This window comes from Clavibacter michiganensis (assembly GCF_021216655.1).
GTDB classification, from domain to species: domain Bacteria; phylum Actinomycetota; class Actinomycetes; order Actinomycetales; family Microbacteriaceae; genus Clavibacter; species Clavibacter michiganensis.
This window is the reverse complement of the sequence record NZ_CP080437.1, coordinates 1529123-1542849: the sequence shown is the minus strand read 5'-3', so window position 1 is coordinate 1542849 and position 13727 is coordinate 1529123. Positions and strand designations below refer to the sequence as shown.

12 protein-coding genes are annotated in these 13727 nt (G+C 73.9%); 7 read left to right on the top strand and 5 right to left on the bottom strand.

Annotation, left to right across the window (positions count from 1 at the left end; translation table 11 throughout):
• Window positions 1-139: 139 nt before the first annotated feature.
• The gene (locus K0V08_RS07105; RefSeq protein ID WP_079534396.1) at window positions 140-1081 is read left to right on the top strand and encodes a ferritin-like domain-containing protein; all 942 of its coding nucleotides are present in this window, start codon (window positions 140-142) and stop codon (window positions 1079-1081) included.
• Between the two features lie 76 nt (window positions 1082-1157).
• Here the strand turns inward: K0V08_RS07105 and K0V08_RS07100 are convergent, their stop codons facing one another.
• Together K0V08_RS07100 and K0V08_RS07095 are read right to left on the bottom strand one after the other, a co-directional pair.
• Entirely contained in the window at window positions 1158-2600 is a 1443-nt protein-coding gene (locus K0V08_RS07100) for an amino acid permease (protein ID WP_012038941.1), read from the bottom strand.
• Between the two features lie 132 nt (window positions 2601-2732).
• Window positions 2733-4931, bottom strand: a complete 2199-nt coding sequence (locus K0V08_RS07095) for a hypothetical protein (protein WP_231689062.1) — start codon at window positions 4929-4931, stop codon at window positions 2733-2735.
• 236 nt (window positions 4932-5167) lie between these two features.
• Between K0V08_RS07095 and K0V08_RS07090 the strand changes: the two genes are divergently transcribed.
• Together K0V08_RS07090 and K0V08_RS07085 are read left to right on the top strand one after the other, a co-directional pair.
• Complete coding sequence (locus tag K0V08_RS07090) at window positions 5168-6670, top strand: glycoside hydrolase family 1 protein (protein ID WP_012038939.1); 1503 nt, start codon at window positions 5168-5170, stop codon at window positions 6668-6670.
• Between the two features lie 2 nt (window positions 6671-6672).
• Entirely contained in the window at window positions 6673-7239 is a 567-nt protein-coding gene (locus K0V08_RS07085; RefSeq protein ID WP_079534398.1) for a LemA family protein, read from the top strand.
• 10 nt (window positions 7240-7249) lie between these two features.
• On the opposite strand, the gene K0V08_RS07080 is transcribed toward K0V08_RS07085, so the two are convergent.
• Entirely contained in the window at window positions 7250-8500 is a 1251-nt protein-coding gene (locus tag K0V08_RS07080) for a winged helix-turn-helix domain-containing protein (RefSeq protein WP_079534399.1), read from the bottom strand.
• Window positions 8501-8586: 86 nt separating this feature from the next.
• On the opposite strand from K0V08_RS07080, the gene K0V08_RS07075 reads away from it, so the two are divergent.
• Together K0V08_RS07075 and ilvA are read left to right on the top strand one after the other, a co-directional pair.
• Complete coding sequence (locus K0V08_RS07075; protein WP_012038936.1) at window positions 8587-9822, top strand: AI-2E family transporter; 1236 nt, start codon at window positions 8587-8589, stop codon at window positions 9820-9822.
• Window positions 9819-11195: a threonine ammonia-lyase gene (gene ilvA / locus K0V08_RS07070; RefSeq protein WP_079534401.1), complete on the top strand. Its 1377-nt coding sequence runs from the start codon at window positions 9819-9821 to the stop codon at window positions 11193-11195. Before K0V08_RS07075 ends, ilvA begins: the two co-directional genes overlap by 4 nt.
• Window positions 11196-11261: 66 nt before the next feature.
• Here ilvA and greA read toward each other — a convergent pair whose 3' ends face one another.
• Window positions 11262-11750, bottom strand: a complete 489-nt coding sequence (gene greA, locus K0V08_RS07065; RefSeq protein WP_012299701.1) for a transcription elongation factor GreA — start codon at window positions 11748-11750, stop codon at window positions 11262-11264.
• A gap of 60 nt (window positions 11751-11810) precedes the next feature.
• Window positions 11811-12293 carry a DUF4307 domain-containing protein gene (locus tag K0V08_RS07060; protein WP_012038933.1) on the bottom strand — a complete coding sequence of 161 codons (483 nt, stop codon included), beginning with the start codon at window positions 12291-12293 and terminating at the stop codon, window positions 11811-11813.
• An 81-nt stretch (window positions 12294-12374) separates the two neighbouring features.
• Here K0V08_RS07060 and mca point away from each other — a divergent pair, with 81 nt between their 5' ends.
• Window positions 12375-13241, top strand: coding sequence for a mycothiol conjugate amidase Mca (gene mca / locus K0V08_RS07055; protein ID WP_079534696.1), 867 nt, complete (start codon window positions 12375-12377; stop codon window positions 13239-13241).
• Entirely contained in the window at window positions 13241-13585 is a 345-nt protein-coding gene (locus K0V08_RS07050; protein ID WP_012038931.1) for a hypothetical protein, read from the top strand. Before mca ends, K0V08_RS07050 begins: the two co-directional genes overlap by 1 nt.
• Window positions 13586-13727 lie beyond the last annotated feature (142 nt).

The following is a 13727-nucleotide window of genomic DNA, read 5'->3' as shown; positions in this document are numbered from 1 at the left end:
GCCGGGTTCCGAAGGGTTCGTGACATCCGGCGAAACAGTGCGTCGCGCCCCTATCCGGATGTCGAACACCCGTTTAGCGTTCGAACCACCACGCGCTCGGTATCTGGGATACGGACGCGCCGATCAAGGGAGCTCATCCATGTTCGACAAGAAGTTCATCACCCAGGCCATCGACCGGAGCGCGCAGTCGCCGCTCGACCGTCGTTGCTTCTTCAGCGCCGCGGGCATCGCGGGACTCGGCGTCGGCGCCGCGGCCCTGATCCCCGCGACCGGAGCCCAGGCGGCCGACGCCCAGGCCGAGGCCGACGCCGGCCAGGCGACCGACCTCGCCGTCCTCAACTTCGCGCTCAACCTCGAGTACCTCGAGGCCGAGTTCTACCTGCGTGCCTCCACCGGCAACGGCCTCGTCCCGAACGACATCTCCGGTGTCGGCACGGCCGGCGGCGTGACCGGCGGCCGCCAGGTGCAGTTCAAGGACCGCGCCATCCGCGAGTACGCCCGCGAGATCGCGCAGGACGAGAAGGCCCACGTCAAGTTCCTGCGCTCCGCGCTCGGCTCGGCGAAGGTCGCGCGTCCCGCGATCAACCTGGACGACGCGTTCTCCGCGGCGGCCACGGCTGCCGGCCTCATCAAGCCGGGCGAGAAGTTCGACGCGTTCGCGAGCGACGAGAACTTCCTGCTCGCCTCGTTCGTGTTCGAGGACGTCGGAGTCACCGCCTACAAGGGCGCGGCCCCGCTCATCACGAACAAGACGTACCTGGAGGCGGCCGCCGGCATCCTCGCGGTCGAGGCGTACCACGCGGGCATCATCCGCACGTCGCTGTTCGCGAAGGGCCTCGCGGCCCCGACCAACGCGATCTCGAACGCGCGCGACTCCCTCGACGGGTCCACGGACCTCGACCAGGGCATCACGATCTCGGGCGGCGCGAACCTCGTGCCGACCGACGCGAACGGCATCGCGTTCAGCCGCACCACGGGCCAGGTCCTCAACATCGTGTACCTGAACAACAAGGCCGTGACCAAGGGCGGGTTCTACCCCAACGGCGTCAACGGCGGCATCAACACCAGCGGCGCGAACTAGCCCGCAGGCGACATGCAGCAGGGGCGCCGCCCACCTCGTGAGGTGGGCGGCGCCCCTGTCGTCGTACGGCCGCCGGTCAGCGCCGGTTGCGCGGGCTGTCCGCGGCGAGCACCGAGTTGCGCCGCGAGTAGGTGAGGTAGATCACGAGGCCGATGACGAGCCACACCGCGAACCGCACCCACGTCTCCCACGGCAGCGACGAGACGAGCCACAGCGAGAAGCCGATGCCGATGATCGGCACCACGGGCATGAGCGGCAGCCGGAACGCCCGCGGGATCTCCGGTCGCTTGTAGCGCAGCACGATCACGGCCGCGCAGACCACCACGAACGCCAGCAGGATCCCGATGTTGGTCAGCTCCGCCACGACGGTGATGGGCAGGAAGCCCGCGAACAGGGCCGAGCCGATGCCGATGATCCACGTGACGCGCGTGGGCACGTTGCGCTTCCGGTCGGTCACCGCGAACCACTTCGGCAGCAGGCCGTCGCGGCTCATCGAGAACCACACGCGGGACGCCCCGAGCATGAACGTGAGCATCACGGTGACGACGCTGACGATCGCGCCGACCGCCACCACGTTCGCCACGGCGGGCAGGCCCACCGACTCGAACGCCGTCGCGAAGCCGCTCTCCGGGTTGATGTCGGAGTACTTCTGCATGCCCGTGAGGACGATGGTCGCGAGCACGTAGAGCACCATCGCGATCGCGAGCGACAGCAGGATCGCCTTCGGCATGTGCTTGGTCGCGTCCTTCGACTCCTCGGCCGCGGTGCTCATCGCGTCGTAGCCGAACACCGCGAAGAAGACGGTGGCGGCGCCCGTGAAGACGCCGGCCGCGCCGAACGGGAAGTACGGCTGGTAGTTCGCGCCGGTGATCTGCGTGAAGCCGATGACGACGATCACGAGCACCAGCGTGACCTTGAGTCCCACGAGGTAGAGCTCGAAGCGGCCGACGCTCTTCATGCCGCGCGTGAGGACGAACGCGGTGCCGAGGCAGAGGATCACGGCGAAGAGGTCGACCACGTGGCCGTCTCCCGTGCCGGCGGCGCCGAGCATCCAGGCGGGGAGGTCGACGCCGAGCTGGTCGAGGAGGAAGCCCGCGTAGCCGGAGACGCCGATGGCGACCACGCCGACGATGGCGGTGTACTCCAGCAGCAGGTCCCAGCCGATGAACCAGCCGACGATCTCGCCGAGCGCCGCGTAGCCGTACGTGTACGCGGATCCGGCCTTGGGGATCATGCCCGCGAACTCCGCGTAGGAGAGGGCGGCCGCCGCGCTCGCGATGCCGGCGATGAGGAACGAGATGAGGACCGCGGGACCGGCGGTCTGGTTCGCGACCGTGCCCGCGAGCGTGAAGATGCCGGTGCCGATGATCCCGCCGACGCCGATCGCCGTGAGCTGCCAGAGGCCGAGCGAGCGGGTGAGGCCTCCTTCCTCGGTCGCCGCGCCGGGCTCCGCCTCGATGGCCTCCACGGGCTTCCGCCGCGTGAGCGCCGCCCAGAGGGACGTGCTCGATGTGCTCATGCAGGACTCCTGTCGTCGGGGCCGCGCGGGCCGGGTCGAGGTCGCCGGAGCCGGCGACGGACCCAGTGTGGCCCCGGCCGACGATCCGCACCAGACGCGGCGCGGGAGCCGGACAGCGGCGGGGGACGGGTGCTACAGGCGCTGGAGCGAGGGCTCGACCACGCGGATCCAGAGCCACACGGCGACGCTCACCGCGGCGAACGCCCCGGCGACGACGAGGGCGGTGATCCAGACCTCGGCAGGCACCCCGCTCGCGGTCGTGGCGACCGCGGCGAACGCGAGCGTGAGCACGGCGACGCTGACGACGGCCCAGAGCGGCAGGGAGCGCAGCAGCAGCGAGCGGCCGAGCACGAGGGAGACGGGCGCGAGCGCGAGGGCGGCGGAGCTGAGCGAGGCGAGGGTGACCACGCTGAGCAGCTCGTTCGCCAGCTGCGGCCACATGGCGCCGTCCGCGGGGACGAAGCCGTAGAGGATCCATGCCAGGAGGCCGAGCGTCGCGAGCGACCCGGACTGCACGAGCGCGAGGCGGGCGCGTGACCGGTCGTCGCGGTCGTCGGCGACGAGGCCGAGGACCTGGCCGATGACGATGGGCGGGGCCAGCCCGAACGCCCGCGACGCGAGCACGGCGGTCGCCGACAGGACGAGGAGGGCGGGCACGGCGCGCACGCGGGCGGGTCCCGCGCCGACGCGTCCGGCCATCGCGGCGACGGCGACCACGCCGACGCCGTTGACGACGGCGAGGCCCACGAGGGCGGCGAGGAAGAGGCGGACGGCGTTGGGGTCGGATCCCACGGGCAGCGAGAGCGCGGCCAGCGCGGCGGCGAGGGCGAGGGCCGCCGCGGCGGCGCTCCAGCGACCGGCGCGGCCGGGCTCGCGCGCGGGTCGCGCTCCGAGGAGCGTCGGCGCGGGCTCCCGGCGGGCGGGCACGGGGATGGGCGCGGAGTCGAGCCGGCCCGGCACGATGCGCAGCTGGCCGGTCGTCGCGGCCGAGTCCGTGAAGGCGGCGGCCGCGGCCCGGGTCGTGAGGGCGCCGGCGTCGCCGCGGGGCACGATCCGCAGCGGCGTCACGTCCTCCGCCGCGCGGTGGCGGCCGCCGAAGCGCGCGACGAGCGCCCCGCGGAGGAGGAGGGCGGGGAGGGTGACGAGCAGCACGGCGCCGAGCGCGAGGAGGAGCGGGAGGAGGCCGCGGCCGTCGGTGAACGCGGCGGGCAGCGGCTGGAGCGACGTCCCGAAGCGCGTGGGCGCGTTCCAGGTGCCGGGTGCGGCGGCAGCTGGCGCGGATCCGGATCCGGGTGCACCGTCCGGTCCGGGCGCGGTGCCGGTCGCGCCGCCGCCGCCGCCGCCGGAACCGGATCCGGGCGCGGGAGCCGCCTGCGTGCCCTCGGGCGAGCTGGTGGCCTCGGGCGTGGGGCTCGCGGGAGGTGTGGTCGCGCCCGGGGTGGGCGAGGAGGCGGGCGTCGCGACCGTGACGTCGACCTCGGCTGCCAGCGTGCTGATGTTGCCGAGCGGATCCGTGACCGTCGCCGTGATCCCGAGCGGCCCGGGCGGCAGCGTTCCGGTCGTGCACGACCAGCGGCCGCCGGCGACCTGCGCCTGGCACGCGGCGTCGCCGTAGCCCGACAGGTAGGCGCGCACCAGGGTGCCGTCCTCGTCGGAGGTGCCGGAGATCGTGATCCCCGTGCCCTCGACCGTCGCTCCCGCCGCGGGGGCCGTGATGACCGCGGCGCCGGGGGCCGTCGTGTCGAAGCTGCCCGTGCCGCGTCCGACGGCGGGCGTGCCCGAGCTCCACGGCGTGGTCTGCGTCGCGGTGACCGGGACGCCGGTGCCGGAGGGCGGCGGCGGGGCGAGGAGGCAGGCCCACGTGCTCGAGGCGCCCACGGTGGCGCGGCAGACGGCGGATCCCGAGCGCGCGTCCACGGTGGCGCCCGGGTAGCCGGTGCCGCTGACGAGGCCGGTGGTCACGACGGAGAAGCTGTTGACGCCGGGGGCGCGCAGGACGGACGCGGTGGCGGTGGCCTCCTGCCCTCCCGCGGTGACGCGCACCTGGCTCTGCCCGTCCGGGACGCCGGTCGCGGTCGCGCGCCAGGTGGTGGAGGACGGGAGCGCGACGGCGGCGGGCACGCTCGCGATGGTGACCTGCACGTCGGCGCCCGCGGGCCGGGTGCCGGTGACCGCGATCGCGCCGTCGGTCGAGAAGGCCGGCGTCTCCACGGTCGGGGCGGGTGCCGGCGCGCCGGACGGGACCGGGCTCGGCGTGGGGGGCGGGGTGCCGGTGGCGGCGGAGGCGGCGACCGTGCCGCCGGCGGTGAGCGCCGCGAGCAGCAGGAGCACCGAGGCCGTGCGGACGATCCGCTGCCGGGATCGACGGACACCGCCCGCTCCACCCCCCGTGGACGGACGATCCTCGTTCCTCGCCAATCGCTGCACCGTGCGTCCATTCAGGCGGGTGCATCCGGGCGTGTCAACCGCACGCACCGACCGTGACGGAAGTGGTACGGGAACCTGTGCGCCGAGTGCCCGGCACCGGTGCGCGGGGTGTGCGCCGTCGGTGCCCGATACTGGCTCAGGTGACCCCTCGTGACACCGCCCCCGACCGCCCGACGCCGACCGAGCTGGCGGGTCTCCTCGCGGGCGGCTCGCGCATCGGGGTGAGCACGAGCGCGACCAAGGTCGAGGGCCGCGCGCACGAGGGCGGCCGAACCGAGTCCGTGTGGGACGCGTTCGCCCGACGGCCCGGCGCGGTGGCCGACGGCAGCGACCCGGAGCGCGGCGCCCGGCACATGGAGAGGTACCGGGAGGACGTCGCGCTCGCGACCGAGCTCGGCGTCGACGTCCTCTCCTTCTCCCTCTCCTGGTCGAGGATCCAGCCCGAGGCGCGCGGGGGCCTCCGCCGCGAGGGCATCGCGTTCTACGACGAGCTGGTCGACGCGCTGCTGGCCGCGGGGATCCGCCCCCGCGCCGCCCTGCACGACCATGACCTGCCCGTCGAGCTGCAGGATCGCGGCGGCTGGCTCCACCGCGACACCGCGCTCCGCTTCGGCGACCTCGCCTACCTCGCCGCGGAGGCGCTCGCGGACCGCGTGCCCGACTGGGTCACGCTCCGGACGCCTGCGCTCACGACGATGGGCGGCCACGTCACCGGCACGCACGCGCCCGGATCCCGCCTCGGGCTCGACGCGCTCCCCACCGTGCACCACCAGCTGCTCGCCCACGGACTCGCCGTCGAGGCGATCCGCGGCTCGCGCTCCGCGGCCCGCGTCGGCATCGTGAACGCCCATCGCATCGTCGAGGCCGCCTCCGCGGACGACGACGACCGCGCCGCCGCCCTCGTGGCGCGCGCCCTGCACCAGGACCTCTTCGCCGACGCCGTGCTCCTCGGCCGCTACCCGGACCTCACCGGTCCGCATGCCGAGGCCTTCGAGCGGCTCGGGCGCGTTGACCCGGCCGACCTCCGCGTCATCGGCCAGCCGCTCGACCACTACGGCGTCGCGCTCGCCGACCCGATCCGCGTCGCCGCCGTGCCGCGCCTCGTCGCCGGATCCACCGCGATCCCGTTCACCGAGCTGCCCTGGGCCGACCACCCCTCCTCCCTCGACGGCCACCCCGTCGCGCCCGACCTCGTGCCCGCCGTGCTCGCCGACCTCCGCGCGCGCTACGGCGACGCCCTGCCGCCGGTCGTGCTCTCGGGCCTCGACGCCGCGCACCCCGAGCAGGTGGACGACCGCGACGGCTCCCGTCGGGACCCGCGCCGCGCCCACTCGATCTCCGACCACCTCGTGCAGGCGCTCGCCGCGGTCGCGCCGGGCGGGCAGGCCGAGGGCGTGCGGATCGAGGCCGTCGTCGCCGGCAGCCTCCTCGACGGGTTCGAGTGGGAGGCCGGGCGCGCGGCACCGCGCGGCCTCGTCCACGTGGATCCGCGCACCGGCGACCGCACGCCCCGCTCCTCTTACCGCTTCCTCCGCGACACCCTGCGCGAGCGCGCTGACACAGCCGCCGGACGACGCCCCCAGAACGGGTGCGCGGGCCCCGCGTACCCCGGGTCCTCCCCGGGCCCGCGCGTAGGATCCTGAGCATGGAATTGTGGATCGCGCTCGGAGTCGTCGTGCTCCTGGCAGTTCTCGTCGGCATCTACCTCTGGGCCACGTACAACGCCCTCGTCACACTCAACGTCCGTGTGGACGAGGCGTGGAGCGACATCACGGTGCAGCTGAAGAGGCGCGCGGACCTGCTGCCGACCATCATCGAGTCGGTCAAGGGCTTCGCCAACCACGAGCAGAAGGTGTTCGAGAAGGTGGCGTCCGCGCGCACCGAGACGATCAGCGCCGCGAGCCCCGCGGAGGCGAGCAGGGCCGAGGAGCGCCTGCAGGGCGCGATGAAGTCGCTGTTCGCGGTCGCCGAGGCGTACCCGCAGCTGCAGACGAGCCAGACGTTCCTGCAGCTGCAGGGGGAGCTGGTGGACACCGAGGACCGGATCCAGGCGTCGCGCCGCTTCTACAACGGCGGCGTGCGCGAGCTGAACACCAAGATCACGCAGTTCCCGAACACGCTCTTCGTGCGCGGGCTGGGCTTCGGCGAGCGGGACTTCTACGAGGTCTCGAGCCTCGCGTCCATCGCCGAGCCGCCGCGCGTGCAGTTCTAGCGGCCGCGCTTCACCCGGCGGGATCCACCGCAGCGTCCAGGGCGCCGGCCGCGATCGCCGGAAGGTGCGCTCGCAGCGCCGGCGCGAGCGTGCCGCGGTCGACGACGCCCACGCGCTCCAGCCCCTGCCACGCGGCGGCCCGCTCGAGCAGCGGTGCGATGCGCTCCGCGACGGCCGCGGGATCGTGCCGCCCCTCGATCCATGACGCCTGCACGCGCAGCACGCCCGCCTGCCGGTCGCTCTTGAGGTCCACCCGCGCGACGATCTCGTCGTCCACCAGCACCGGCAGCACGTAGTAGCCGTGCACGCGCTGCGCGGCCGGCGTGTAGATCTCGATCCGGTAGTGCAGGTCGAAGAGGCGGAGCGCGCGCTCGCGGAACCACACGACGGGGTCGAAGGGGGAGAGCAGGGCCTCGCCGCGGATCCGCCGGGGCAGCCGCGCGTCCCGGTGCAGCCACACGGGCAGCGGCTTCCCGCGCCCCTCCCAGCCGGGCACGGCGACCGGCAGCACCTCGCCCGCGTCGGCGAGGTCGCGGAGCGCGCGGTCGGTCGCGGCGCGGGACAGGCGGTGGTAGTCGCCCAGGTCGGCGGCGGTGCCGATGCCGTGCGCGACGGCGGCACGGCGCACGAGCTCCCGCACGGCGTCCTCCTCCGGCACCTCGCGGTCGAGGGCGACGCTCGGCAGCACGTCCTCCGCGAGCCCGTAGACCCGCTCGAACCCGCGGCGCCCGGCGCTCGCGATCTCGCCCCACGCGAACATCGCCTCGAGCGCGCGCTTCACGTCCGACCAGCCCCACCACGGACCCGTGCGGACGTTGGACTCGTGCTCGATCGCGCTCGCGGGCACCGGACCGGTGCGGGCGAGCTCGGCCCGGACCTCGGCGATCAGCGGCAGGTGCTCGGACGCCCACGAGCCGGGGCGCATCCGCCGGGCTCGCTCCGCCTCCATCCGCCAAGCGAACAACGGCAGGTCGTCGACGGGCAGCACGGCGGCCTGGTGCGCCCAGTACTCGGTGTACGCGTCGCCGCCGCCGAACAGCATCCGGTCGAGCGCGGCCCGGTCGTAGGGCCCGACGCGGGCGAGCATCGGCAGGTGGTGGCTGCGCTCGAAGACGTTGACTGAGTCGATCTGCAGCAACCCGAGGCGCCGGATCTCCGCGGCCAGGCGCCGCGTGCCGGCCGCTCCCGGATGAGGCCGGCCGAGCCCCTGCGCCCCCAGGGCCACTCGGCGGGCGAGGGAGGGGGAGACGGTGTCGGCCATGGTGCGACGCTAGCGGCGACCCCCGACCGGGCGGCATCGGCCCGGCGGGGAGCGGCCGCACGGAAGGCCCGTCCTAGACTCCCAGCATGATCTTCGGCCAGCGATCCCGCGCGCGCGCCGCGGCAGCCGCCCGCGCGGCCGAGCCGCCCGCCGAGCCCGACATCGACTCCGTCCAGCCCGTCGCGCGCACCGTCGCCGAGACCGTTCCGCCCGGGATGGTCATCGCGGGCGCGTGGGCGTGGCGGGTGCTCCTCATCCTGGGCGTGCTCGGGGTCGTGGCGTGGCTCGTGATCCAGCTCGAGTACGTGGTCATCCCGCTGTTCCTCGCCATCGTGCTCGCGGCCCTGCTCGTCCCCATCTCGAACTGGATGCAGCGCCACCACGTGCCCAAGTGGCTGGCGGTCGCGATCTCTGAGATCGGCGTGATCGTCGCGGTCGCCGCCCTGGTCTACCTCGTGACGACGCAGATCATCGGCCAGTACGACTCCCTCCGCGCGCAGACGCTCACGCGCTACGCCGACCTCCGCGGCTTCCTCACCGACGGCCCGCTCCAGCTGTCCGAGCAGCAGCTCAACGACGCGTACGCGCAGGCGGTCGACGCCGTGCAGCGGGACGCGGGCGCGCTCCTCAGCGGCGCCCTCTCCGTCACCTCGTCGCTCGGTCACGTGCTCACGGGCGTGCTGCTGGTGCTCTTCTCGACCCTCTTCATCCTCATCGACGGCGCGGGCATGTGGCGCTGGGTCGTGCGTCTCTTCCCGCGGCTCGCACGTCCCGCGGTCGACGGCGCGGGCAAGGCCGGCTGGAGCACGCTGCAGAACTTCGTGAAGGTGCAGGTGCTCGTCGCCCTCATCGACGCGGTCGGCATCGCCGGCGGCGCCGCGATCATCGGGGTGCCGCTCGCGATCCCCATCGGCGTGCTGGTGTTCCTCGGGTCGTTCATCCCGATCGTCGGCGCGGTCGTCACGGGTACGCTCGCCGTGTTCGTGGCCCTCGTCTACAACGGGCTGACGCAGGCGCTCATCATGGTCGGCATCGTGCTCCTCGTGCAGCAGGTCGAGGGCCACGTCCTCCAGCCGCTCATCATGGGCTCGGTCGTCAAGGTGCATCCGCTCGCGGTCGTGCTCTCGGTGGCGGCCGGCGGCATGGTCGCCGGCATCGCGGGCACCTTCTTCGCCGTGCCGCTCGTCGCGACCCTCAACTCCATGGTCAAGCACGTCGCCAGCGGGGCGTGGCGGGGGCAGCCCGAGCCGCCGCCTCCCGCGGTCCCCGCCGACGCCGCGCACGCCACCCGCCGCCCGAACCCGAGGAAGCCCACCCGATGACCGACGCCGCACCCGCCCGGACCCCCGCCGAAGAGGCTGCCGCCGCGCCGCACGCCGACCTGCCGCACCTGCGCGCCGTCGGCGACGAGCTCGACCCGTCGCAGCTGGGGGAGGACGCCGCGGCGCTCGCCGGGGAGCTGCCCCGCGGATCCGCGCCCACGCTCGCGCGCATCGAGGCAGCCCGCCAGGTCGTCAGCCGCGTCGCCGAGGTGACGCCGATGGAGTCCTCGCGGTTCCTCGCGGAGATCCTCGGCAGCCCCGTGCACCTGAAGTGCGAGAACCTGCAGCGCACCGGCTCGTACAAGATCCGCGGCGCCTACAACCGCATCTCGCGCCTCACCGACGAGGAGAAGGCGCGCGGCGTCGTGGCCGCGTCGGCCGGCAACCACGCGCAGGGCGTGGCGTTCGCGGCGCGCGAGCTCGGGATCCGCGCCACGATCTTCATGCCCGTGGGCGTCGCGCTCCCCAAGCTGCAGGCCACCCGCCAGTACGGCGCCGAGGTCATCCTGCGCGGGCACACGGTCGCCGAGCCGCTCCTCGCCGCCGCCGAGTTCGCCGCGCAGACGGGCGCCGTGCTCATCCCGCCGTTCGACCACGAGGACGTCATCACGGGCCAGGCAACGCTCGGCCTCGAGATCCTCGACCAGACGCCCGACGTGGAGACCGTCGTCGTCCCGATCGGCGGCGGCGGGCTGATCTCCGGCGTCGCGACCGCGCTCAAGCTGCGCGCCGCCGAGGAGGGACGCACGATCCGCGTCGTCGGCGTCCAGGCGCGCAACGCCGCCGCCTACCCGCCGTCCCTCGCCGCGGGCCGCGCGACCGAGATCGAGATCACGCCGACCATCGCCGACGGCATCGCGGTCGCGAAGCCCGGCCTGCTCAACTTCGACATCATCCGCGAGAGCGTCGACGAGGTCGTCACGGTCGAGGACGACGACACCGCGCGCGCCCTGCTGCTGCTCCTCGAGCGCGCGAAGCTCGTGGTCGAGCCCGCGGGCGCCGTGGGCGTCGCGGCCATCCTCGCGGGGCTCGTGACGGACGCCGGCCGCACCGTCGTGATCCTCTCGGGCGGCAACATCGACCCGCTCATGATGGAGCGCGTCATCAGCCGCGGCCTCGCCGCGAGCGACCGCTACGTGAAGCTGCGGATCATGCTGCCCGACCGCCCTGGCCAGCTCGCGCGCACCTCGCAGATCATCTCCGAGGCGAACGCGAACGTCGTCGAGGTGCTGCACACGCGCCACGGCCGCGGCCTGCAGATCAGCGAGGTCGAGCTCGAGGTGAGCGTGGAGACGCGCGGACCCGAGCACACGGGCGAGGTCGTCCAGCGCCTGCGCGACGCGGGCTACGACCCGCGCCTCCAGCGCGACTGAGCGACGCGCACGCGAGGAGGGGCGCGGACCACATGGTCCGCGCCCCTCGTCATCGTGCCGCTCGCCCTACGGCGTGTAGTTCTCCACGGCCTGGATCTCGACGGGGATCTCGCGGCCGTTCGGCGCGGTGTACGCGCCCTTCTGCCCGACCTCCCAGCCGATGATGGCGGCGCCGAGCGGCGACTGCTCGCTGTAGACGTCGAGGTCGCTGTCGCCCGCGATCTCGCGGTTGCCGAGCAGGAACTTCGTCTCGTCGCCGGCGATGAGCGCGGTGACGACCGTTCCGGGCTCCACGACGCCGTGGCTCTCGGGGGCGTCGCCAACCTCGGCCGTCCGCAGCAGCTGCGTGAGCTGGCGGATGCGCGCCTCGATCTTGCCCTGCTCCTCCTTGGCGGCGTGGTAGCCGCCGTTCTCCTTGAGGTCGCCCTCCTCGCGGGCGATCTCGATCTTCTTCGCGATCTCCTCGCGGCCCTGCACGCTGAGGGTGTCGAGCTCCCTGCTGAGGCGGTCGAACGCCTCCTGGGTCAGCCAGGTGACTGCCTGCTCCTGCGCCACGTTGGACTCCTTGCACTCGCACGGACGCCCCGACGGAACCGTCGAGGCGAATCCCCCACTCTAGGCGGGCCAGCAGCTGTGGATCAACCCGGTCACCGCGGGACCGGTGGTGCGGAGGCGCACCGTCTCCATGCGCTCGAAGCCGTCCTGGGCCGGCAGCTCGACGACCTTCCAGCCGACGATGGAGCGCTGCTCGTCCTGCGCCTGCACCGCGCAGAAGGCCTCCGTGCCGGCGGGCATGACGACGGAGAAGGTGACGTCGATGGTGCGGTCGTCGACGATGTCGAAGGCGCGGTCGGTGGCGTCGATGTTCCCCGACGCCTGGTCGAGCCCGGCCCACAGCACCCACGCGCCGAACACCAGCGCGACGAGGCCGCCGGCCGTGCCGTAGAGCCAGCGCTGGCGGATCCGGGCGGGCCGCGTGCGCCCGTACCGCTCGTCGAGCGCGGCGCTCGATCGCGGGGCGGGGACGCGGTGCTCGACGGTCTCGTCGTCGTCCGCGTGCGGTGCCGCGGGGGCGGGGGAGCGGGACTCGGTCGTCACGGCGATCTCCTCACACGCACCTTGTACTCTGGGGATCCAGACTACCTTCCCCACGCTTGGAGCCCCGTGACCCTGCGCCTCATGGCCGTGCACGCCCACCCCGACGACGAGTCCAGCAAGGGCGCGGCGACGTACGCCCACTACACGCGCCAGGGCGCCGAGGTCATGGTCGTCAGCTGCACGGGCGGCGAGGCCGGCGACATCCTCAACGAGGGCCTCGCCGAGCGCGCGATGGCCGAGCGCGACCTGCCGGGCCTCCGCCGCATCGAGATGGCGCGCGCGCAGGCCGTCATGGGCGTGCAGCACCGCTGGCTCGGCTACGTCGACTCCGGCATGGCGCGCGAGGACGGCTCCCTGCCGCCCGCGTCGTTCGCGAGCATCCCGGTGGAGGTCTCGGCCGAGCCGCTCATCCGACTGGTGCGCGAGTTCCGCCCGCATGTGCTCGTGGCGTACGACGAGAACGGCGGCTACCCGCATCCCGACCACATCCAGGCGCACGTGGTCGCGATGGAGGCGTGGCGCGAGTCCGGCGTCGCGGGCTCCTACCCCGACGCGGGCGAGCCGTGGGAGATCTCCAAGCTCTACTTCGACCGGATCTTCAACGGCGCCAAGCTCCGCGCCGTGCGCGAGCACCTGGTCGCCGGCGACGCCGCTCCGGAGATGCTCGAGGCCGTCGACGAGATGCTCGGCTGGATGGGCGACCGTCCCGACCTCGCGACGACGCACGTGCACGTCGCCGACCACTTCGAGGCCCGCGACCGTGCCCTGCTCTCGCACGCGAGCCAGGTGGCGCCCGACAGCTCGTTCTTCCGCTGGCCGCGCGACCTGCAGCAGCGGGCCTGGCCGTTCGAGGACTTCCAGCTCGTGGAGTCGCGCGTCCCCGCGCCCGACGAGGAGCACGACCTCTTCGCCGGAATCGTCGACGACGAGCAGGCGGCCGTCGCGTGATGGGCGCCGACATCGTCCTGCGCGTCGCCGCGGCGGTCACCACCCCGAGCCCGACGCCCACCGCGGAGTTCGACCCGGACACCGTCTCGCCCGGCCCGGTCGGCTTCATCGCGATCTTCTTCGTGGCCGTCATGGTGCTGCTGCTCATGGTCGACATGACCCGCCGGATCCGCCGCACGCGCTACCGCGAGGAGATCCGCGGGCGCCTCGAGGCGGAGAAGCTCGAGGCCGACCTCGCCCGTGACGCCGCGCCCGAGCGCGACCGCGGGACGACGGGCCCTGCGACCCCCGACGCCGACGGCACCGTGGATCCGGACGGCCCGGCGGCCCCGCCCCGCGGCTGACCGGCGCCCCTCCGCCGCGCCGGACCGACCTCCGCCGGCCGTCCCCCATAGGGGGGACGCCGGCCGTCGCGCGTCCGCCCGCTCGCCACCCGTTCGTCGTGCGCCGTTAACCCGTCCTCCTTAGCTTTGCCAGGCACGAAGG